Genomic DNA, 21027 nt, shown 5'->3' with positions numbered 1-21027 from the left:
GGCGGGGAAACGGCGTGGCTGGTGGAGATCAGCGCGCCGGACAGATGGCGCTGGACATGCGGCAGAGATCGACGTGGCGTCGACTCACCAAGGCAATTCCAGTTCCAGGCATGACGGAAGCGTGTCACGGCGATCTCACGCCAGTCCACTACTATCCAATATATGGACGAGATGGTCCCACATCGTGGGACGCTGTGGTGTCCGTCACCCGGCTCGTCACCGAGTCCGTCACCCGGCCCTTCGCGTCGCCCGTCGCTCAGCGGGCGTCATACGGCGGAGCGCCCCCCCGCCGGGCGGGCGTCAGGCGTCCGCACCCGGCCACGGGCCCGGAGTCCCGACGTCCGGCTCTTCCCCGGTCTCGGTCCTGAACAGCTTGAAGCCGCGGCTCAGGTAGTTGTCCATCGCATGGGCGCCGTCCTTGCTGCAGGTGTGGACCCGGACCCGCTCGGTGGCCGCCCGCCCGGGGGTGCGCTCGGCGAGGTCCCAGGCCCGCCGGGTGCCGTACGTGAGCAGGTGGCCGCCGATCCGCCTCCCCCGGAAGGCCGGGATCAGCCCGAAGTACATGATCTCCACGGCCCCGTCGTCGTGCGCGCACAGCTCCACGTATCCGGCCGGAGTGCCCCGGTCGTACGCCACCCAGGTCTCGGTTCCCGGCCGCGCGAGCAGCTCCTGCCACTGGGCGTACGTCAGCGAGAGCCGGTCCGTCCAGCGGATGTCCGCGCCCACGGAGGCGTAGAGGTAGCGGCTGAACTCCGGGGAGGGGACCTCGGCCCGGACGATCCGGATGCCGTCGCCGGGCTCGGCGGCCGGGCGCAGATCGGCCGGCGAGGTCTGCTCCAGGTGCCAGGTGGTCACGGTGACGGTGCTGTCGCTCTTCATGAGGGCCAGCGAATCACGCGGCGGAGCGGTGCCTCACAGCAGCCCCGCGGCCCCCCGGTGCAGAAAGGCGAGCCGGGCCCGCTTCTCCGGCTTGTCGATCTCCGGACCGAGTTCGAAGCCGAAGCGCCGCAGCCGGTCGATCACCTTCTGGTTGCGGACGTCCGGTTCGGCCACGATGCGCTGCCGGGCGGGATCCGCGAGGACGAAGCGCAGGAACACGCTCAGCAGCGTGGCGGTGAAACCGTGCTCGGGTTTGCCGTCGGAGGGACCGATCAGCAGATGGATTCCGTGATCACCGGGCTGGACGTCGTAGCAGTCGCCCACCGGGTCGGCCTCCGGCTCGTAGCTCTGGAAGAGCGCCGCGGGTATCCCGTCGCGGTAGAGCAGATAGGCGTGGTGCGTGGTCAGTGAGTCGACATAGGTGTACGTCTCCAGGACGTCCTCCGGGCTCGCGTCGCCCATGCCCCAGAAACGGGCCCGCTCCTGGCTGACCCAGCGGTGGATCAGGGCGCTGTCCCGCTGCGGGTCGACCGGGCTGATCCGGACGGTCCCGAATCCGTCGACGCGCTGCTCGTGCACGGTGGTCATGGAGCTCCTCAGCTGGTTCCAGTCGGTGATCACGGGGACGAGCCCGCCGCGTACCCACAGCGGCAACTGGTCGATCCGGTGCGGGTCGCCGGGTGCCCCGGACGCCCCGAGCGGCACCGCCCAGAGGCTGTCGTCGCGCCGCGCCAGGTCCCAGACGTACCGGGCGGCGGGGGCCCGGGTCGTCCGGTGGGTGAGTCCGGGGACGCTGGAGGTGGACAGGACGCAGTCGTGGTCGCCGGAGAGACCGGGCCACCCGGCGGGCGGTGGTCCGGACGGGGCGCCCGGCTCGCCGGGCACCGCCTGCCACGGGGCGAGCCGGTGCAGTTCGCCCCACGGGACCTCCGGCGGCACGGTCTCCTCGGCCGCCGCCCGGACGACCGCCGCCCGGTCGATCTCCGGCAGCAGCTCCGACGCGAGCAGGCCGTCCAGTGCGAACGCGACCCGGGTGACCAGCGCCAGCCAGGGGCGGAAGACCTCCGGACAGCCCTCGGCCACCGCGGGCCCGGCCAGGGCGGCGAGCGCCGGGTGTCCGGCCAGCCGCCGCACCACGGCTGCCCGGAGTGCGGCATACGCGGCGGCCTCCGTGCTCCCGGCGTCCATCCTGCGGTCCCAGCCGGCCAGCCGCTCCCGCAGCGCGGCCGCACCGGGGCCCGGCTCGTCGAGTCCGTACAGCAGATCGAGCAGGGGCTGTTCCACGGGCAGCCGGCTGTCCATGTGCACCGCCGCCATGTCCGGTGCCGACCAGTCCTGCGCCCCGGCCAGCAGCCGCCGGATCCGCCGGGCCCGGTGCGGGGGAGCGAACTCGACCCCGAGCGGGGCGGCCAGCTCCCGCTGGTTGGCCATCACCGCGACCCCGTCGACCGGCTCCCGCGGCAGCGGCGCGCGCGTGCCGCGCCAGGCGTACCGAGATTCCCAGCCGGGTACGACACGCAGCCCGTTCTCCCGGTCGCGCACCGGAACCGCCCCGGCGACCCGGTGCAGCAGACCGCCCCGGGTGTCCGCGGCCTGGACGACGTTGACAGGCTCGGCCCACCGGTCGAAGGCCCGGTCCACATCGGCGACCGTACGGGCGCGCAACAGCAGCGGCAGTGCCTCGAAGCCGAGTTCACCGGTCACCCGCGGGGGGTAGCGGAGGCTGATGGCCGAAGGGGCGTCCGGGCCACCGATGATGACCGGGCCGCGTGCCGTCTCGGTCACCTCCACCGTGACCGGCTCGCCGCCCGCCACCTCGATGGTCTCGGTGTGTGAAGGAGCGGGCTCCCATCCGTCCGGGCCGAACGCCTCCACGGCCGTGCCCGTGCGGCGCAGGCGTTCCCGGTAGAGGTCCTGGTAGTCGGCCATGGCGTTGGTGATCGACCAGGCCACCGTCGACGCGTGCCCGAAGTGCGCGATGCCGGGCACGCCCGGCACGGCGAGGCCCGCCACGTCGAACTCCGGGCAGGCCAGGTGGATCTGCTGGTAGACGCCCGGCGCCTCGATGAAGCGGTGCGGGTCGCCCGCGAGGATCGGTGCGCCGCTCGCGGTGTGTTCCCCGGTGACCAGCCAGCCGTTGCTGCCCGCGGTGTGGGGCCCGTCGGTGGCGAAGAGGCCGACGGCCCGGTCGCCCAGGGCGCGGGCAGCTTCCTCGCGCCAGAGCTTGGCGGGGAACCCGGCGAAGAGGATGTGCGTGGACAGCCAGATCGCCAGCGGCGTCCACGGCTCCCAGCTGCCCGGTTCCAGGCCGGCCGCGGCGAACTCCGCCGAGTTCCCCGCCCCTTCGGCCAGCCCGGCGTTGACCCCGTCGGTGTACGAGCGGACCCACTCGGCGGTGTCCGCGTCCAGGTGCGCGTAGCAGCGCCTGGCGGTGTCCGCCAGCCCGGCCTGCCGGGCGAAGAGGTCCCAGCCGACGGCCTCCGCGCCCAGGAAGGCGGCGCTGGTGCCCTGCGCCCGGTGCCGTTCGGTCTCGATCTGCCAGGCGCGGTCCGTCGCCGCGTTGCGGCCCTGTGCGTGGGCCAGGGCCCGCGCGCTGTCCGCCCGCAGATGCGGAATGCCCCAGTCGTCGCGGTGCAGCTCGGCGCTCACCCTTGCCCCCGTTTCCGTTAGGTTAGGCTCGCCTAAGCTAATACATGCCTGGTCAGGAGACAATTCGCGGCTGGTACCGGTCGCGGCTGGTACGGGTCACCGCTGCGGATCGGCGCGGCGCACGGCGGGCGCCGTCGAGTGCGGAAGCAGCTCCGCCGGGTCGGCCGGGCCTGTCACTTCCACCTCGACCCCTTCCGCGAACCGGTACGGCCGGTGCGCCAGCACCTCGGCGAGACCGCGGCGCACCCGCGACATCTCCGCGCGCACCGTCACCGTCCGGGTCGCGTCGCCGAACAGGTCGTCCGCCAGCTCGGCCGCCGTACGGCCCTCGCGGTGCAGGCTCAGCACGTACAGCAGCTCCGCGTGGCGGGGCGTCAGATCCTGGGTCCAGCTGCCGGACGCCCCCGACACGGTCACCGACCAGCGCCTGCGCCCGCTCAGATCGAGGACGACCCGGCTCACCGCCGACCCGTCGGCCGGCTGCCGCAGCCCGGGCCCCTCCCCGTCCGGCCGGATCAGCCAGCCGCCGGGCAGCGGCTCCACCGCGCACATCCCGAGCGAGGGCAGCCAGATCCGCCCCGGGCCGAAGGACTTGGGGAGCGGCAGGCGGCCGGCCGGCGGCATCCCGGTCACGGCGGCCGGCCAGCCGTGCGCGTCCACCACCAGGGCCCGGCCGCCCACCCTGCTCAGGATCGGCGCGGCCACCGACCGCAGCCGCTCCACGGAGTCGAGATGCCGGTCCCGCAGCTCCGCCGCGGCCAGCCGGGCCACCGAGTCCACCAGCGCGAGCATCGCCGGGTGGAAGGTCGAGTCGGGGCCGCTGACATCGATGACCCCGAGCAGCCGCCCGTCGCGCGGGTCCTGGACCGGCGCGGCGGCGCAGGTCCAGTCCTGCAAGGTACGGACGAAGTGCTCGGCGGAGTGCACCTGGAGGGTCTGGCCGGTCGCCAGGACGGTGCCGACGGCGTTGGTGCCGGTGGAGCCCTCGCTCCAGGCGGCGCCCTCCTGGAGCCAGATGCCGTTGGCCCGGCGCTGGACGGCCCGGTTGCCCTCCCGCCACAGCACCCGCCCGTCGGCATCGGTGACCACCATGACCTGCATCGACGCGTCGGCGACCGAGGCGAGTCCACGGCTGAGCGTCGGCAGCAGCTCGCCGAGCGCGGTGGATCTGCGCCGGTGCTCCAGCTCCTCCGCGCTCAGCAGCACACTGCTGGTGTCCCGCTCCGGGTCGAGGCCGATCCGGAGCATCCGCTGCCAGGAGGCGCCGATGACGGGGCGCGGCGCGAGCTCCGGACGGTCTCCCGAGAGCGTCGCCTCCCGTATGCCGTGCAGTGTCCTGGCGCTCTCGCGGGTGTGCCGGGCTATGGGGCCGGCCGCGTTGGAGGCTCCGCTCCTCATGGGTACTCCCGAATGTGATCCACGGCTTCGGCCTGCCGGACCGACGGCCCGGCCGGCCGGGCCGGCTGATGCGGTGCCTCATGGTGCATCTCCGGGGATCCCGGCGCACCGGACTCGGCACAACCTGTGCAACCGTCTGCAACCCTGGCGTCGGTACAGCAGGCCGTACGAAGGTGGGGGCCCAGCCGGGGTGGTGCCGTGTCGGCGCAGCATCGACCCCGGCTGGCCCCGTGCTGCCCCGCGCCAGGCCCGCTGCTCCTGCCCCCCCCCCGCGGCCGCTAGCCGCCGACCCGTGCCCGGTCGACGACCGACCCCAGGTCCAGAGTGTGGGGCAGCGTGCCGAACGCCGTACCCCAGTCACCGCCCAGCCGCGACGCGCAGAACGCGTCGGCGACCTCGGGCGGCGCCCAGCGCACCAGCAGCGAGCCCTGGAGCACCAGCGCGATCCGCTCGGCCACCCGGCGCGCACGGGCCTCGATGCCGTCCAGATCGGCGAGTTCGGTGAGCAGGTCCCTGATCGCCCGGTCCAGCCGGTGGTCGGCGCCGCGCGCCCGGCCCACCTCCTGGAGGAACGCGTTGAGCGCCTCCGGCTCGCGCTGGAGCGCCCGCAGCACGTCCAGCGCCTGCACGTTCCCCGAACCCTCCCAGATGGAGTTGAGCGGCGACTCGCGCAGCAGCCGGGGCAGCCCCGACTCCTCCACATAGCCGTTGCCGCCCAGGCATTCGAGGGCCTCGGCCACCACGGGCGTACAGCGTTTGGTCACCCAGTACTTGGCGGCCGGCACCGCGAGCCGGAGGAACGCCCGCTCCTCCTCGGTGTCGCTGTCGTACGCGGCGGCCAGCCGCATCGCCAGCGTCGTCGCCGCCTCCGACTCCAGCGCCAGATCGGCCAGGACATTGCGCATCAGCGGCTTGTCGATCAGCTCCCCGCCGAACGCCCTGCGGTACGTGGCGTGGTGCACCGCCTGCGCCACCGCCTGCCGCATCAGCGCGGCCGAGCCGATCGCGCAGTCCAGCCGGGTCGCCGCCACCATCTCGATGATGGTCCGCACCCCCCGCCCCTCGTCGCCCACCCGGCGCGCCCAGGTCCCGTCGAACTCGACCTCGGCCGACGCGTTGGACCGGTTGCCGAGCTTGTCCTTCAGCCGCTGGATCGCGAAGACGTTGCGCGCCCCGTCCGCCAGCACCCGGGGCACCAGGAAGCAGGTCGGCCCTTCCGGCGCCTGCGCCAGGACCAGGAAGCCGTCGGACATCGGTGCCGAGCAGAACCACTTGTGCCCGGTGAGCAGATACGCGCCGCCGTCCCCCGCGACCGGCACCGCGGCGGTCGTGTTGGCGCGGACGTCGCTGCCGCCCTGCTTCTCCGTCATCGCCATCCCGAACAGCGCCCCCGGCTTGCTGTCCGGGGTTCCCAGCTCCCGCTCGTACACGTGCGAGGTGAGCCGCGGCTCCCACTCGGCGGCGAGCGCGGGGTCGGCCCGCAGCGCGGGCACCGCCGCATGCGTCATCGACACCGGGCAGCCGTGCCCCGCCTCGACCTGCGCCCACACCAGGAACCCGGCCGCGCGCCGCACATGCCCGGCAGGACGGCCCCAGGCATCGGTCAGCCCCGCCGACACGGCCTTGCCCAGCAGCCGGTGCCAGGCCGGATGGAACTCCACCTCGTCGATCCGGTGCCCGTAGCGGTCGTGGGTGCGCAGCCTCGGCGGGTTCTCGTTCGCCTGGAAGCCCCACTCGCGCGCCTGCGCGGACCCGGCGCTGCGGCCCAGCAGGGCGAGCTCCTCCCGTACGCCGTCGACGAGTTCCGGCGGGGTGTGCCGGTCCACGGCCTCGGTCAGGACCCGGTCGGTCGTGAAGACGTCATGTCCCACCAGGGGTGGAGGCTGGTTGGTCACGGTGTGAGTGCTGGGTGCCATGGGGCTACGGTATGGAGGTGCAGGCAGCAAATGAAACAGGGGAGCGGCATCCAGGTCTGCTCCACCGGGCCAGAGCCCTCTATCGCAACGTCTCCAAGCGCAGAATGGCGTGGTTGCTCCTCAAGGACACCGTCAACTCGTGCATGGAGTACCGGATCCTGGGACTCGCGGCCGAGGCGGCCTTCTTCACGCTGCTTTCCCTGCCGCCGCTGCTGCTCAGCCTGATCGCCCTGCTCGGCTACGTCGACGGCTGGACCGACACGCACACCGTCGCCAGCCTGGAGAAGAACATCCTGCACGCGGCGAGCACCGTCCTCTCCGACCGGGGCGTGCACGACTTCGCCGAGCCGCTCCTGGAGAACGTCACCCACGGCAAGCGCCCCGACGTCGTCTCCATCGGTTTCGCCTTCGCCCTGTGGTCCGGATCGCGGGCGGTGAACGTCTTCATCGACACCATCACGGTGATGTACGGACTCGACGGCCGGCGCGGCATCGTCATGACCCGGCTGCTCTCCATCGGCCTCTACATCGTCGCACTGGTGATCGGGGCGGTGGTGCTGCCGCTCGCGGTGGCCGGCCCCGACCGGGTCGTGCAGTTCGTGCCCGGGGCCGAACAGGTCATCTCGGTCCTGTACTGGCCGGTCGTCGTCCTGCTGTCGATCGCCTTCCTCACCACGCTCTACCACGTGTCCGTACCGGTGCGCTCGCCCTGGATCGAGGACGTGCCGGGGGCCCTGGTGGCGCTGGGCATGTGGTTCCTGGGAAGCCTGCTGCTGCGCATCTACCTCACGAGCACGGTCGAGGGACCGACGATCTACGGCTCGCTGGCGGCGCCGGTCGCCGTGCTGCTGTGGATCGGGGTCTCGGCCTTCGCCGTCCTGGTCGGCGCCGCGGTCAACGCGGCGATCGACCGGATCTGGCCCTCGGTGGCGACCGCCGCGGCACGCGCGGCGAACGAGCGGCTCCGGCGCCAGCAGACCGCCCGCCCGGAGGGCGGAGCGCACACCCCGGACCACCCCGGCGCCGGAGCCCCCGAGGCCGACGACGAAGGGTCGGACATGCCGTCCGAATTCCCCGAGCGCTGGTCGAAATTCCTGCCGCCCGAGGATGTCACGGCCCGCCTGCGCACGAAGAAGCCCGAGGACAAACGTTCCGCACCGGACCAGGACTGACGGCGGGAACGCCGTCGTCCGACCCGCCCGGTTCGCTCGTCCGGTGGGACTGCCGGTCGCCTGGTGTCACTGAACGTGGTCCAGCCCGTACGCTGGGGTGCACGAAAGAGACGCGCGGTGGACGCAGAGACGTTCAGGAAGCGCGGCGGGGGGCGACATGGCACTCACTTACAGCCGGCGCACGGGTGAACTGCCCATGGAAGTCACCGGATTCGTCGGCCGCTCCGCGGAGCTCGACCGGATCCGTGACCTGGCGGCGCGGGCCAGACTGGTGACCCTCGTCGGTCCCGGCGGAGTCGGCAAGAGCCGGCTGGCGCTGCGCGCCGCACTGACCCTCAAGGGCAACTACGCGGACGGCGTCGTCCTGGCCGAGCTGTCCTCGCTGCACGACCCCGAGCTGCTGCCCCAGGCCGTGGCGAGCGCGCTGGGGCTGGCCGAGCAGTCCGGACGGCTCCTCCTGGACGCCGTCATGGACCACGTCCAGGACCTCCGGCTGCTGCTCGTCCTCGACACCTGCGAACACCATCTCGACGCCTGCGCGTTCCTCGCGGACCTGCTGCTGCGTGAGGCGCCCGGAGTGACGGTGCTGGCCACCAGCCGGCAGCCGCTGGACGTCCCGGGTGAACACACCCTGCTCGTACCGCCACTGGCGTACGGCGACGCGACGACGCTCTTCGAACAGCGCGCGGCGGCGGTGGTGCCGGGCTTCCGGATCAACGCGGCCAACCACCAGGACGTCCTGGCGCTCTGCCGCCGCCTGGACGGCATCCCGCTCGCCATCGAGCTGGCCACCGTACGGCTCAGAGCCATCCCGCTCGACCAGCTGTCCGCCCGGCTCGAACACCGCTTCCGGATCCTCACGGGCGGTCGCCGCAGCGCCGCGCTGCCCCGTCACCAGACGCTGCGCACCGCGATCGACTGGAGCCACGACCTCTGCTCGGCCGAGGAACGGCTGCTCTGGGCCCGGCTCTCGGTCTTCGCCGGGCCGTTCGACCTGACGGCTGTCGAAGAGGTCTGCTCGGGCGCCGGCCTGCCGCGCGAAGAGATCCTGGAGCACCTCATCGGCCTGGTCGACAAATCGGTGGTGCTGCGGGACAGCGGGGACGGCTCCCGCTACCGGCTGCTCGACACCATCAGAGAGTACGGGGCGGACCACTGCGCCGCCCTGGACGACGAGCAGGAACGCTGCCGCGCCCGCCACCGCACCCACTACCTGGCCCGGGTCCAGCACTTCTACGAGACCGTCCTGACCTCCGAACAGGTACCGCTCTACTGGGAGTTGTACCGCGACCTCGCCGACCTGCGCAGTGCGCTCGACTACTCGCTCTCCCGGCCCGACGGCATCAGGCCCGGCCTGGAGATGGCCGCCAGGCTCTGGCTGTTCTGGGTGACCGCGGGGCTCTCGAAGGAGGGCCGCTACTGGCTGGGCAAGGGCATCGACGCCGACCCGGAGCCCTGCCCGGAACGGGCGCTCGCGATGCTCTGGCGCAGCCTCCTCGCCCTGGTGCAGGGCGATCTCGAACCGGCACTCGCCGGATTCGAGGCGACCCGGAAGGTGGCAGGACAGGCGGGATCGGAACTCGATCTCGCCCTGGCCACCGGCTACACCGGCGGTGTCCGCTGGCTGCTCGGCGACCCCGAGTCGGGCCAGCGCCTGCTCGACGAGGCGCTGGCCCGCCAGCACCGCATCAACGACCGGCTGGGACTGGTCGTCTTCCATTACCAGAAGGGCTATATGCACGCGGTGCTCCGCGAATCGGACGCTGCGGTCGAGGAGTGCGAGAAGGCACTGCTGCTGCTCGGCGACGAGAGCGGCGAATGCATCATCAAGGGCCAGATCCTGGTCATCGAGGCCCTGGCGGCCTGGGGGAGGGGGGAGGCCGCGGAGTGCGTGGCGCTGGCCCGCTCCGGTCTGCAGCGCAGCCGCGAGGTCCGCGAGATGTTCGGCGTGGCGAACAGTCTGGAGCTGCTGGCCTGGGGCGCCGCCGACCTGGCGAGCCCCAGCAGGGCGGCCTGGCTCCTGGGCGCCGCCGGGGCACTGTGGCGCAAGGTCGGCTCGCCGATGATGGGGGCCGCGGCGTACCTCGACGACCGCGCCCGGGTGGAGAGCGCGGTCCGTGCGGAGCTGGGGGACACCGAGTTCGCCAGGCTCTTCGCGCTGGGCGCCGAACTCCCGCTGGAGCGGGCCGTCGAGCTGGCACTCATGGACGCCGACACCCCGGTCGTCCCGCTGCCCAGGCGGCCGGAATCAGCTCCCGGCGACACGCTGACCCGCCGGGAGCGGCAGGTCGCCGCGCTGGTCTCCGAAGGGCTCACGAACCGGGAGATCGCCGAACAGCTGGTGATCTCCAAGCGCACGGCCGACGCCCACGTCGAACACATCCTGGCCAAGCTCGGGTTCTCGTCCCGCGCGCAGATCGCGGCACTGGCGGGACAGTCCGACCACACCGGCGCCGGTACCGACGTTGAAGCAGCGCCGCCGGAGTAGCCACCCGTACGCGTACGGACCCCGAACCAGGACCGCGAGCCGTACCGGACCGCAGACCCGTACGTACCGCCGACCCGTACGGAGCCGCCCCGGCCAGGGGGCGGTCTCCGCTCAGGGAAGCGGGGTGCGGTCTCCGCTCAGGGAAGCGGGGTCACGGGCACCGGTCGCTCTGGCCGCAGATCCAGGACAGCGCGTCGTACAGCCCGCGCGCGTAGTCGTCCGGGACACCGCGCTGCACCGCGTCCTCCAGCTGTACGGTCACCGCGTCCACCTCGGCGGTCAGCCGCCCGAGATCCGGCGCGCCGCCGGTGATGCCGGTGGCCGGGGCCGCGTCCGCACGGCCAAGGGCCCACAGATACCCGGTCAGTACACCGCGCGAGAGCTGCGTCTGCGCGTCGGGAGCCGCGGTCGCTTCCACCTTCCGGTAAGCCGCCTCCACTTCGGCGCGGTACCTCGTACCCACGCGTTCGTCGTCGAATGGTTCTCTCTCCGGGGTGCTCATACCTCTGAGTGTGTCCGATTCCTTGGGGGTGATGTCTCCGCGGGGTTCCGCCGGGACGGTTTCCGGCGCCGACAGGGCGTCCTGCCGCTCAGACGGAGGACGCGCCGGCGGCGTCGAGATGGCTGCTGAGCGACCGCCCGATGTGCGCGAGCGGCGCCGCCTGGGTCATGGCGTGGTGGGTGCACGCGATGTCGTGCGACTCGATCCGCCCGGTCACCCAGGGGCGCCACGCCTCCCCGGTGAGCGCCTGCGCCGACTTTCCCTGGGTGGCGTGGAAGTACAGCAGATCTCCTTCGAACACGCCCTCGACGAAGGTCGGCTGGAGCCGGACCGAGTTGGTGAGGACGGAGGTCATCGCTGCCACGTGGTGCTCGGCGAGCCCGTGGTGCTCGGCGAGCGCGGCCGGGCGCCCGTTGCCGCCGTCGCTGCTGAGGATCGCGGCGACATCCGTGGCGGTCAGCGCCGAGAGACCGGGGCCCTGCGGGGTGTGCCCGGCCGCTTCGAGCAGCAGCGCCAGCGCCGCGTGGTCGTCGGGCAGCGACCGGAGCCGGCCGCGCGGGTCGATGGGGCGGGAGTCCAGCATGGCCAGCAGGGCGACCCGTTCGCCCCGGTCCTGGAGCCGTACCGCGATGGCGTGGGACAGCGCACCGCCCAGCGACCAGCCCAGCAGGTGGTAGGGGCCGGACGGCTGTACGGAGCGGATGTGCGCCACATAGTCGGCGACCATCTCCTCGAAGGTCGCCGGCAGCCCTCCCGGCCCCGAAAGCCCCCGCGCCTGCAGCCCGTACACCGGGAGGTCGGCCGCGAGATGACGGGGCATTCCCGCATAGCACCAGCTCAGGCCCCCGGCCGGGTGGACGCAGAACAGCGGCGGCCGGGAGCCGTCGGTGCGCAGCGGCAGCAGCATCGCGAACGGGTCCTGGGCCGCGCCGCTGTCGAGCAGCCTGGCCAGTCCGGCCACGGTCGGAGCCTCGAAGACCGCGCCGATGGAGAGGGCCGTGCCGAGCGAGGAGCGGATCCGGCCGATGAGCCGGGCGGCCAGCAGCGAGTACCCGCCCAGGGCGAAGAAGTCGTCGTCGATGCTGACGTCACCGACGCCCAGCACCTCGGCGAAGAGGGCGCAGAGCGTCCTCTCCTGCGCGCTGCGGGCGGGCCTCCCCGTCCGTTCGGCCGCCGCCTCCGGCGCCGGGAGCGCGGCCCGGTCGAGCTTGCCGTGCGGGGTGAGCGGCAGCGTGCCGAGCAGCAGATACGAGGCGGGGACCATGTACCCCGGCAGCCGCTCCGTCGCCCAGGTCCGCAGTGCGGCTGCGTCGAGGGCCCCGTCGGCCGCGGACCTCGGCGCCGGGACCGCCCGCGGCGCGGGCCGGCCCACGGGCACCACGTACGCGGCCAGGACCGGCTCGCCCTGCGGGGTCTCGCGTACCGCGACCGCCGCGCGGGCCACCCCGGGGTGCCGGGTGAGGGCCGCCTCGATCTCACCTGGCTCGATCCGCAGCCCCCGGAGCGTGACCTGGTCGTCGGTGCGCCCGAGGTACTCCAGCGTGCCCTGGGCGGTCCACCGCACGAGATCGCCGGTGCGGTACATCCGGCTGCCCGGCGCACCGAACGGATCAGCGAGGAAACGTTCGGCCGTCAGCGCGGGCCGGTTCAGGTAGCCGCGCGCCACCTGCGCACCGGCCAGGTGCAGTTCACCGGGCACCCCGGGCGGCACCGGGTTCCGGGCGGGGTCCAGGACGTAGGCGCGGACGTTGTGCCCCGGCCGCCCGATGACCGGCAGGTCACCCTCCCGGTCCAGCCGGCAGTACACGGCGTCGACCGTGCACTCGGTCGGGCCGTAGTAGTTGTACGCGGTCGTGTCCCGGCACTCCCGCAGCGTCCGCCACAGCCTCTCGTCCAGCGGCTCCCCGCCGACCATCAGCAGCCGGGGGCGGTGGCGGGTGCCCGTGAGCAGACCGGCGGCGATCAGCTGGTGCAGATAGGAGGGCGTGACATCCAGGAAGTCGATCCCGTGCCGGTCGACATAGCGGGCCAGCGCCGCCGGATCGAGCCGTACGGCGTCGTCGATCACATGGAGTTCCTGGCCCGCCGCCAGGAAGAGCGGGCCCTCCCACGCGGTGTCGAACGTGAACGTCGCGGTGAGCGCCGACCGCAGCGGCCGGCCCGCCGCCGCGGCTGCCGGTGCGATGAGTTCGCTGTGGTGGTCGGCGCAGAGATTGCTGAGCGAGCGGTGCTCGACGACGACGCCCTTGGGCGCTCCGGTGGACCCGGACGTGTAGCTCACATAGGCGGGGTGGTGCGGCAGCAGCGGGGCACGGCGGTCGCTGTCCCGGGGGTCGGTGTCCGGCCCGGCAGCCAGTTCGCGGACGGTAGCGGGGGCGTCGACCAGCAGCGCGGGCACGGCCGGGGGCAGCCCGGGGGCGGCAGCGGCGGTGGTGACGACACAGAGCGGAGCGGCGTCGGTGAGCAGATACCGGATGCGCTCGGCGGGGTGCTCCGGGTCCACCGGTACGCACGCCGCGCCCGACTTCAGCACCGCGAGCAGCGCCACCGGATAGTCGGCGGTGCGCGGCAGGGCCAGCGCGACGAAGGTCTCGGGACCCGCACCGCGTGAGATCAGCAGCCGGGCCAGCCGGTTGGCACGCGCGTTGAGTTCGCCGTACGTGAGGACGCTCGCGCCGCACACCAGCGCGGTCGCCTCCGGCGCGCGGCGGGCGTGGGCCTCGAACAGCGTGGTCAGTGTGTCGGCGGGCACCGGGCGCCCGGTCTCGTTCCAGCCGCTCACCACCCGGTGCCGCTCGTCGGGGGTCAGCAGCCCGATCTCCGCGACGGGCCGGTCGGGACCGGCCGTGGCCAGCGTGTCGAGCAGGGCCAGGAACCGGCGGTGGTGCGCGGCCGTGACGTCCGCGCTGTACAGGGCGGGATCCGCGTTGAAGTCGATCCGCAGCGAACCGTCGGCGGGGCGGTCGTACACGTTCACGCCGAGTCCGGTCACCGGGCCGTTGGAGAGGTTGTGCAGGACCGCGGGGTGCCGGCCGAACGTCAGCTGCGGGTCGTACCCCATGATGTTGATGCCCCAGTCGCCCAGGTACCCGCCGGTGGGGATGCCGCCGAGGTCCTTGACGAGATACGGCGCCGGGTAGCGCTGGTGGCGCAGCAGCCCGCGCGCCTGCCGTGCGGTGTGGCGCACCAGCTCGGACACGGTGGCGCCGGGCCCGGGACGTACCGACAGCGGAAGCACGTTGGCCAGCATCACCGGGACCGTACGGGCCACCGCTCCGGTGCGGGCGGTCACCGTCAGGTCCAGTGACACCTCGTCCTGTCCGCTGAGCCGGTGCACGTACAGCGCGAGCGCCGCCATCGCGACCGACGGCAGGCTCGTCCGCGCCTGCCTCGCCAGGGCCCGCAGCCCGGCGGCGGCCGGGGCGCCGACCGGGCCGCTCTCCCGCACGAAGCGGTGCGGGACCGACTTCAGCCGCCCCGCCGCGTCGGGCGCCGCCGGGAGGCCCGCGAGCTGCGCGGCCCAGTACTCCCGGTCCTCGGTGAACCGCTCCGAGGCGTGGTACGCGGCCTCGTCGGCGAGCAGTTCCTCCAGCGTCCCCCAGCTGGGATCGGGGCGGAACCGGCCGGACTCCAGCGCGGAGTAGAGCTCCGCCACCCGCTGGATGAAGAGGGAGAAGCCGTAACCGTCGAGCGCGATGTGGTGCACGCTGATGTAGAGGAGGAAGCAGTCATCGGCGGTCCTGAGCACCGCGAAGGTGAAGAGCGGAGGACATGCCAGGTCCAGCGGGCACCGCATGTCGTCCCACATCCAGGTGTGCGCGGCGGCCCACGGGTCGTCCCCGCCCCGCAGATCCACCAGCGGCAGCGACCACTGCGGCGCCGGTCCGACGCGCTGCCAGGTGCGCCCCTCGCCGTCGGTCTCGAACCCGGCCCGCAGCGCCTGCGTCTCGCCGACCGCCTCACGCAGGGACTCCTCCAGCAGTTCCAGGTCGAGCGGGCCGCGGATCTCGACGAACTCGGCCGCGCGGTAGTTGGGGTTCTCCGCGTCCAGCTCCTGGGAGAACCACATTCCCGTCTGTGCGGCGGTCAGCGGCAAGCGACCGTTCCGGCTGCCGGACTTCCTGTTCATGCGTGCCGTCTCCTGACGCAGGTGCTTGGTCTCTACGGGCCATCAGGGCCAACGAGCGTCACGGGACAGGTGTATTGGTCCGGGGCGAAACTCTTTGGGACGGGCGTCCGGGACGGGCCTCGCACCGGGTGGCCCGTCCCCTACCAAGACTTGGCCTGCGCTTTACGAGAACCCCTGCAACCGCACCGCCCGGACAACTGTCTCTAGGGGTGTTGTATCCAGCGGGAAGTAATGTGAGCGGAGCATGGGCATGGGCCGGGTCAAGGGCAGCATAGGAATCGGACTGCTGGTCAGCGCGGTACTGGCGGGCACGAGCGCCTGTGGGGGAAATGCCTCGGCGTCCGCCTCGGGTGACTCCGCGAACGGGGGGTCGGCCAAGGCATCGGCGAGCGCGCGCCCTTCACCGACGCACCCGGCGGGCCCGCCGATGCTGCTGGAGACCATAGCCCCCAAGACCGGTGCGACCGTCGGGGTCGCGATGCCGATCTCGGTGGTCTTCACCAACCCGGTGGCGACCTCGGCCCGCGCCAAGGTCGAGAAGCACCTCAAGGTCTCCGCGTCCGCGCCGGTCGCCGGCGCCTGGCACTGGTTCAGCAGCACCCGCGCCGACTGGCGGCCCGAGAAGTACTGGCAGCCCGGCACCAAGGTGACGCTGGACGCGGACCTGAAGGACGTGGGCAACGGCAACGGCCGTTACGGCACGCACAACTACCAGCACAAGTTCACCATCGGTGACGACGTCGAGGCCACCGCATCGGTCCCCGGCCACTCGATGAAGGTGACGCGCGACGGCAAGACGGTCCGCACCCTGCCGATCGACGCGGGCAGCCCCAGCTTCCCGTCCTGGGACGGCACGATGGCCGTGATGGACAAGGCGCGTGAGGTCCACATGACCTCGTGCAGTGTCGGCATCAGCTGCACCAAGGGCAGCCCCGACTTCTACGACCTGACCCTGCCGTGGGACGTGCACCTCACCAACTCCGGCACCTACATCCACTACTCGACCGGCGACCCCTACCCGGGCCACAGTTACGGCTCGCACGGCTGTGTCCACCTGTCGCTCGCCGATGCCAAGTGGTTCTACGACTTCGTCAAGCAGGGCGACCCGATCACCATCACCGGCTCCCCGCGCGGCAAGGCGGCCGGTGACAACGGCTACGCCGACTTCAACCTCTCCTGGGACCAGTGGCTGAAGGACAGCGCCACCGGTCAGCAGACGACGGCCACCGGCTGACCCACCCGCAGTACCGTCCCGACGGCTTCCCGGCCCGCAGCGCTCGCTGCGGGCCGGTTCGCGTACGGGCCCGCGGCTGTTGTCCGCGGAGCGGACGACCCGTAGCCTGTAGTAGGTGAATAGTGCTATTGAGCCTTACGCGGTCCGGGCCGGGGTGCCGTCGGCCGGGACCTGTCTGAGCCTGCGGGCCGCGGCCGGTCTGGGGCCCGGGCCGCGTCACCGGTGACGGCGGCTGCTTCTTCCAGATCGTCGACATCTGTCTGACGCCCGCGCACCAGGGCAGGGGCCTCGGCAAGCGGATCATGGCGGAACCCCCGGCGAACTCGCGCGCCGCGCACCCGCCGGTGTCTATGGCTCGCTCATCGCCGACCGGGACGCCCGCCTCCTCTACGAGAAGTTCGGGTTCGTACAGACGGCACCGGAGTCCGTCGGGATGTTCCTCGCCGTCTGAACTCCGCCCCCGGAGCTGCCGCGTCGGCGGTGCGTCACGCCGTGATCTGCGCCAGGGTGAGGTGCCGAGGCCCGGAACAGGGCCGGTACCGGGTGCGAGCGGAGGAGCGGGACGCCGATGAGCGACGAGACGACGGCGCCGGGTGCGGGAAGCGGCCGGTTCCCGCTTCCCGGACTCCCGATGCGGGCCCGCGACCCCGGTGAGCCGCACCGCGCCTCCACCCCGCTGGAGCTCTTCTTCGACCTGTGCTTCGTCGTCGCGGTGTCACAGGCGGGCGGCCGGCTGGTGCACGCGCTGGCCGACGGCGACCCGGCCCACGGGATCACCGGCTATCTGGTCGTGTTCTTCGCGATCTGGTGGGCCTGGGTCAACTTCTCCTGGTTCGCGTCCGCGTACGACACCGACGACGTGCTCTACCGGGTCGCCACCCTGGTCCAGATCGCTGGGGTCCTCGTCCTCGCCGCCGGGGTACCGCGCGCCTTCGACCACGCCGACTACGGGATCGCGATCGTCGGCTACCTGATCATGCGCCTCGTGCTGACGCTCCAGTGGCTCAGGGCGGCGCGCAGCGAGACGGGCGCCGCCAGGACCGCGGCCCTGCGGTACGCGGCCGGGCTGGTGGTCGTACAGATCGGCTGGGTCGTCCTGCTGCTGCTCCCCGGCGCGGCGTGGAAGTGGGGCTTCGTGCCCATGGCCGCCGCCGATCTGGCGGTGCCCGGGTTCGCCGAGCACCGCCACCGGACCCCCTGGCATCCGCACCACATCGCCGAGCGCTACGGGCTCTTCACCATCATCATGCTCGGGGAGACCGTCGCGGCCGCCACCGTCGCGGTGCAGTCGGCGGTGGACGAGTCGGCCGCACTGGGCGAGCTGCTGCCGATCGCGGCGGGCGGTCTCGTCATCGTCTTCGGCGCCTACTGGATCTACTTCGCGGTACCCATCCACGAGCACCTTGCCTCCAACCGGCAGGCGTTCCTCTGGGGGTACGGCCACTATCTGGTCTTCGGATCGGCCGCCGCGATCGGCTCGGGCATCGAGGTCACCGTCGAGCAGGTGACGGGCCACGCGCACATCCCGGCGGTCGCGGCAGCGGCGGCGGCCACCGTGCCCACCGCGCTGTTCCTGCTCACGGTGTCGCTGCTGCACACACGCCACTTCAAACGGGGTGCGGCCGAGCGGGCGGTCCTGCCGGTCAGCGTGCCGCTGGTGCTCGCGGCCACCTTCGCCGGGCACTGGGCGGTGCCGCTGGCCGGTCTGGTCGTCGCCGCCACGGTCGCGGTGGGCGTCTGCCTGGCCCACCGGAAGCCCGGTGCGCCGGGGGCCGTCGTGTGACGTGCCGAGAACATGTGACGTGCCGAGAAAAACAGGTGGTGCCGTGCGGGCGGCCGGGCTAGTGTCCGTCTCGTTCCGCACGGCGCCGGCGCAGTACGCCATGGCCGTGGCCGATTCCTGTGTGACCCGGGAGGTGTGACCGATGACTGTCGTTTCCGCGGTGGGCGTTGCCCGCACTCAGCCAGTCGTTCCTCTCTCCCGCGGTCCCCGGGCGACCCTTCTGTAAGTCGCCTGCCGGGGCTGCCCCTTGAAGGGTTCCCCCTTGTCTTCTCTGTCTCCTCACTCCTCTTCCGAGGTGTCCTCCGCTGCTTCCGCACACCCGCTCGTCCCGTACGGCTGGGACGCGGGCTGGGAGGCCGAGTTCGCCCCCTACGCCGCACAGGGGCTGCTGCCCGGCCGGGTCGTACGCGTCGACCGCGGGCGGTGCGATGTCATCACCACGGCCGGGCCGGTGCGGGCCGACACCGAGTACGTCGTACCGCGCGACCCCATGCGGGTCGTGTGCACCGGTGACTGGGCCGCGGTCGACCCGTCCGGAGACCCGCAGTTCGCGCGGGCGCTGCTGCCGCGCCGGACCGCCTTCGTGCGTTCGACGTCGTCCGAGCGGTCCGAGGGCCAGATCCTCGCCGCCAACGTCGATCACGCGATCATCGCCGTGTCGCTCGCCGTCGAGCTCGACCTCGGCCGGATCGAACGGTTCCTCGCCCTGGCGTGGGAGTCCGGCGCCATGCCGCTGATCATCCTCACCAAGGCCGACCTGGTACCGGACCCCACCGCCCTCTCGTATCTCGTCGAAGATGTCGAGACCACCGCACCGGGCGTACAGGTGCTGCCCGTCAGCGCCGCCACCGGCGACGGGGTGGACGTCCTGGCCGCCGTGGTCGCCGGAGGGACGAGCGTGCTGCTCGGAGTCTCCGGAGCGGGCAAGTCGACCCTGGCCAACGCGCTGGCCGGCGCGGACGTGATGGAGGTGCAGGCCACCCGGGCCACCCGCGATGTGGACGGCAAGGGCCGGCACACCACCACGACCCGCAATCTGCTGGTCCTGCCCGGCGGTGGCGTCCTCATCGACACCCCGGGGCTGCGCGGTGTCGGGCTCTGGGACGCGTCGAACGGGGTCAGCCAGGTCTTCTCCGAGATCGACACGCTCGCCGACGGGTGCCGTTTCCACGACTGCGCCCATGAGACGGAGCCGGGGTGCGCGGTACTCGCGGCACTCGACGACGGCTCGCTGCCGGCCCGCCGCCTGGAGAGCTACCGCAAGCTGCTCCGGGAGAACCAGCGCATCCTCGCCAGGACCGACGCCCGGCTGCGCGCCGAGATCCGGCGGGACTGGAAGATGAAGGGGGCGGAGGGCCGGGCCAACATGGAGGCCAAACGCGGCAAGGTCCGAAAGGCCTGAACGGATCGGTTCCCCGGCCCCGGGCGCGCTGTCCGTTTCCCGCCGGCCGCGGCCCGGGGCCCGGGGCACACTGGTCTCCGTGATGGATGAAGAGACCAGGTACGAGGCGGTGAGCAGCCGCGACGCGCGTTTCGACGGAGAGTTCTTCTTCGCCGTGCGCACCACCGGGATCTACTGCCGGCCCAGCTGTCCGGCGGTGACCCCCAAACGCCGGAACGTCTGTTTCTACCCGACGGCGGCGGCTGCCCAGGGCGGCGGGTTCCGCGCCTGCCGCCGCTGCCGGCCGGACGCCGTCCCCGGCTCTGCCGCCTGGAACGTCCGTGCCGACGTCGTCGGCCGCGCGATGCGCATGATCGGCGACGGGGTGGTCGACCGCGAGGGTGTGCCGGGCCTCGCGGTACGGCTCGGCTACAGCACCCGGCAGGTCCAGCGGCAGCTGACCGCCGAGGTCGGCGCGGGCCCGGTCGCGCTGGCCCGCGCCCAGCGTTCGCACACCGCGCGCGTCCTGCTCCAGACCACCCGGCTGCCCGTCACGGAGATCGCGTTCGCCGCCGGTTTCGCGAGCGTGCGGCAGTTCAACGACACCATCCGGCAGATCTACGCCCGCACGCCGAGCGAGCTGCGGGGCGAGGCGGTCACCTCGGTACCTGGTGCCCCCGCCGGGACGGCAGCCGGTATCCCGCTGCGGCTCGCCCACCGTGGCCGCTACGCGGCACGGGAGGTCTTCGACCTGCTGGCGCGGGAGGCGATCCCGCGCATCGAGGAGATACTCGGCAAGCCCGGCTCCCGCACCTACCGGCGTACCCTGCGGCTCCCGTACGGCTCGGGCATCGCCGCCGTCGGTGAGCGGGCGGCCGGGCGCTGGCTGGACGCGCGGATCCACCTCACCGATCTGCGGGACCTGACCACCGCGGTACAGCGGCTGCGCCGGCTCTTCGACCTGGACGCCGACCCGTACGCCATCGACGAACGCCTCTCCGCCGACCCGCGCCTCGCGCCGCTCGTCGCGCGCCGTCCGGGGCTGCGCTCGCCCGCTACCGCGGAGTCCGAGGAGTTCGCGGTACGGGCGCTGGCCGGGCGGGAGAAGTCGCAGTGGCTGGTCGAGCGCTACGGCACAGCGCTCGACCAGCCCTGCGGCGGACTCACCCACCTCTTCCCCGCAGCGGCCGAACTCCTCGACGACGAACCCTCACTGGGCGCCGTCTCCGGCGTACGCCTCGACCCGGGAGCCGACCGCGACGAGACCGAACAGGCGCTTCTCGGCCTGCCCGGCATGACCCTGCGGACGTCGGCGCTGATCCGGATGCGGGCGCTGGGGGACCCGGACGTCCCGCTCACCGGTGAGCCCGGCGGGGAGATCTGGCGGCCCTGGCGCTCGTACGCGCAGCGCCACCTGTGGCTCGATCAGCCGTGAGTACCCGGCCGGCGTGAGCACCCCGGTCAGCTCCAGCGCCCGATCAGCCGTGAGCAGCAGG

The 21027-nt window shown here is 72.7% G+C and carries 13 protein-coding genes and 1 pseudogene; 7 read left to right on the top strand and 7 right to left on the bottom strand.

Annotation, left to right across the window (positions count from 1 at the left end):
• Positions 1-28: 28 nt before the first annotated feature.
• The 5 genes from OG285_RS04950 to OG285_RS04930 all read right to left on the bottom strand — a co-directional run bounded on the left by OG285_RS04950 (position 29) and on the right by OG285_RS04930 (position 6842).
• Positions 29-112 (bottom strand): putative leader peptide, encoded by an 84-nt coding sequence (locus OG285_RS04950; protein ID WP_323136651.1) that lies wholly within the window; start codon positions 110-112, stop codon positions 29-31.
• A gap of 188 nt (positions 113-300) precedes the next feature.
• Positions 301-879, bottom strand: a complete 579-nt coding sequence (locus tag OG285_RS04945) for a GNAT family N-acetyltransferase (RefSeq protein ID WP_356835077.1) — start codon at positions 877-879, stop codon at positions 301-303.
• A gap of 33 nt (positions 880-912) precedes the next feature.
• Positions 913-3528 carry a GNAT family N-acetyltransferase gene (locus OG285_RS04940; protein WP_371790264.1) on the bottom strand — a complete coding sequence of 872 codons (2616 nt, stop codon included), beginning with the start codon at positions 3526-3528 and terminating at the stop codon, positions 913-915.
• Between the two features lie 96 nt (positions 3529-3624).
• Positions 3625-4926 carry a GAF domain-containing protein gene (locus OG285_RS04935; protein ID WP_371790263.1) on the bottom strand — a complete coding sequence of 434 codons (1302 nt, stop codon included), beginning with the start codon at positions 4924-4926 and terminating at the stop codon, positions 3625-3627.
• A 278-nt stretch (positions 4927-5204) separates the two neighbouring features.
• The gene (locus tag OG285_RS04930; protein WP_371790262.1) at positions 5205-6842 is read right to left on the bottom strand and encodes an acyl-CoA dehydrogenase family protein; all 1638 of its coding nucleotides are present in this window, start codon (positions 6840-6842) and stop codon (positions 5205-5207) included.
• A 17-nt stretch (positions 6843-6859) separates the two neighbouring features.
• Here OG285_RS04930 and OG285_RS04925 point away from each other — a divergent pair, with 17 nt between their 5' ends.
• Both OG285_RS04925 and OG285_RS04920 read left to right on the top strand, forming a co-directional pair.
• Positions 6860-8014 carry a YihY/virulence factor BrkB family protein gene (locus OG285_RS04925; RefSeq protein ID WP_356835068.1) on the top strand — a complete coding sequence of 385 codons (1155 nt, stop codon included), beginning with the start codon at positions 6860-6862 and terminating at the stop codon, positions 8012-8014.
• 157 nt (positions 8015-8171) lie between these two features.
• Positions 8172-10502 carry a LuxR C-terminal-related transcriptional regulator gene (locus tag OG285_RS04920; RefSeq protein ID WP_356835066.1) on the top strand — a complete coding sequence of 777 codons (2331 nt, stop codon included), beginning with the start codon at positions 8172-8174 and terminating at the stop codon, positions 10500-10502.
• A 151-nt stretch (positions 10503-10653) separates the two neighbouring features.
• On the opposite strand, the gene OG285_RS04915 is transcribed toward OG285_RS04920, so the two are convergent.
• A complete protein-coding gene (locus OG285_RS04915) occupies positions 10654-11004 on the bottom strand; it encodes a hypothetical protein (RefSeq protein ID WP_356835064.1) in 351 nt (116 codons plus the stop codon).
• Between the two features lie 88 nt (positions 11005-11092).
• A complete protein-coding gene (locus OG285_RS04910; protein ID WP_371790261.1) occupies positions 11093-15133 on the bottom strand; it encodes an amino acid adenylation domain-containing protein in 4041 nt (1346 codons plus the stop codon).
• A gap of 250 nt (positions 15134-15383) precedes the next feature.
• Between OG285_RS04910 and OG285_RS04905 the strand changes: the two genes are divergently transcribed.
• From OG285_RS04905 to OG285_RS04885, 5 genes and pseudogenes are all read left to right on the top strand, one after another.
• On the top strand, positions 15384-16367 hold the full coding sequence (locus OG285_RS04905; RefSeq protein WP_371790260.1) for an Ig-like domain-containing protein: 984 nt from the start codon (positions 15384-15386) through the stop codon (positions 16365-16367).
• Positions 16368-16570: 203 nt separating this feature from the next.
• Positions 16571-16818: pseudogene (locus tag OG285_RS04900) on the top strand (GNAT family N-acetyltransferase); the annotation flags it as partial.
• 117 nt (positions 16819-16935) lie between these two features.
• Positions 16936-18150, top strand: a complete 1215-nt coding sequence (locus tag OG285_RS04895) for a low temperature requirement protein A (protein ID WP_371790259.1) — start codon at positions 16936-16938, stop codon at positions 18148-18150.
• Between the two features lie 295 nt (positions 18151-18445).
• Entirely contained in the window at positions 18446-19552 is a 1107-nt protein-coding gene (gene rsgA / locus OG285_RS04890) for a ribosome small subunit-dependent GTPase A (RefSeq protein ID WP_371790258.1), read from the top strand.
• Between the two features lie 82 nt (positions 19553-19634).
• Positions 19635-20966, top strand: a complete 1332-nt coding sequence (locus tag OG285_RS04885; protein ID WP_371793451.1) for a DNA-3-methyladenine glycosylase 2 family protein — start codon at positions 19635-19637, stop codon at positions 20964-20966.
• Positions 20967-21027 lie beyond the last annotated feature (61 nt).

Origin of the sequence: Streptomyces sp. NBC_01471, from assembly GCF_041438865.1 — a bacterium.
Lineage (GTDB): Bacteria > Actinomycetota > Actinomycetes > Streptomycetales > Streptomycetaceae > Streptomyces.
This window is presented reverse-complemented; position numbering and strand designations above follow the sequence as displayed.

Bases quoted from the DNA above. Each gene is read 5' to 3' on its own strand.
- OG285_RS04910 (WP_371790261.1), bottom strand. From the start codon at position 15,133: ATGAACAGGAAGTCCGGCAGCCGGAACGGTCGCTTGCCGCTGACCGCC.
- OG285_RS04895 (WP_371790259.1), top strand. From the start codon at position 16,936: ATGAGCGACGAGACGACGGCGCCGGGTGCGGGAAGCGGCCGGTTCCCG.
- OG285_RS04945 (WP_356835077.1), bottom strand. From the start codon at position 879: ATGAAGAGCGACAGCACCGTCACCGTGACCACCTGGCACCTGGAGCAG.
- OG285_RS04935 (WP_371790263.1), bottom strand. From the start codon at position 4,926: ATGAGGAGCGGAGCCTCCAACGCGGCCGGCCCCATAGCCCGGCACACC.
- OG285_RS04920 (WP_356835066.1), top strand. From the start codon at position 8,172: ATGGCACTCACTTACAGCCGGCGCACGGGTGAACTGCCCATGGAAGTC.
- OG285_RS04905 (WP_371790260.1), top strand. From the start codon at position 15,384: ATGGGCCGGGTCAAGGGCAGCATAGGAATCGGACTGCTGGTCAGCGCG.
- OG285_RS04885 (WP_371793451.1), top strand. From the start codon at position 19,635: ATGGATGAAGAGACCAGGTACGAGGCGGTGAGCAGCCGCGACGCGCGT.
- OG285_RS04950 (WP_323136651.1), bottom strand. From the start codon at position 112: ATGCCTGGAACTGGAATTGCCTTGGTGAGTCGACGCCACGTCGATCTC.
- OG285_RS04930 (WP_371790262.1), bottom strand. From the start codon at position 6,842: ATGGCACCCAGCACTCACACCGTGACCAACCAGCCTCCACCCCTGGTG.
- OG285_RS04915 (WP_356835064.1), bottom strand. From the start codon at position 11,004: ATGAGCACCCCGGAGAGAGAACCATTCGACGACGAACGCGTGGGTACG.